The following is a 708-nucleotide window of genomic DNA, read 5'->3' as shown; positions in this document are numbered from 1 at the left end:
AGTCACCTTTTCGCCTTTACGGCGAGTTCCTTAATGAGATGGTCACCCCGGCACCCTGCGAGGCGTACGCTTTCGCAGGGTGTTTTTCTTCGGAGACCGTCATCATGAGCAACGTGACACTGATCGGCATCGACATCGGCAAACATACCTTCCACCTGCATGCCCAAGACAAGTTCGGCAACGAGGTATCGCGCAAGAAGTGCTCAAGGCCGCAGATGATGCGGTTTCTGGCTAATCATCCTCCTTGCACGGTGGTGATGGAGGCCTGTGCCGGCTCGCACTGCCTTGCTCGAGAAATCAAAGCGATGGGGCATGAGGCCAAGCTGATCTCGCCGCAGTTCGTTAAGCCTTTCGTCAAGAGCAACAAGAATGACTTCGTCGATGCGCAAGCCATTTGCGAGGCCGCTTCCCGACCTTCCATGCGTTTTGTGACACCAAAGTCGCCAGACCAGCAAACGCTCTCTGTTTCTCATCGGATGCGTGAGTCATTGATCCGCGACCGAACCAAGACGGTGAACCAGATGCATGGGTTCCTGCTCGAGTTCGGTGTGAGCCTGCCGACCGGACTGGCGGTGATCAAACGCCTCGCTTCAGTGCTTGAAGAGCACGACCTGCCTGTACGTCTCGTTGCACTGCTGCAGCGCCTGCATGAGCATTTCGTCTACCTGAGCGAGCAGATCAAGGTGTTGGACGAAGAGCTGGCGAGCC

1 protein-coding gene is annotated in these 708 nt (G+C 56.4%); it reads left to right on the top strand.

Annotation, left to right across the window (positions count from 1 at the left end; all coding sequences use genetic code 11):
- Nucleotides 1-104 precede the first annotated feature (104 nt).
- Nucleotides 105-708, top strand: a 604-nt coding sequence (locus tag E3U47_RS24780) for an IS110 family transposase (protein WP_134694193.1), incomplete at its 3' end; no start/stop codon positions are given.

The organism is Pseudomonas sp. RIT623 (assembly GCF_004519305.1).
Taxonomy (GTDB): Bacteria; Pseudomonadota; Gammaproteobacteria; order Pseudomonadales; family Pseudomonadaceae; genus Aquipseudomonas.
Note: the sequence above shows the minus strand (reverse complement) of the source record. Positions and strands in the feature narration are given on the sequence as shown.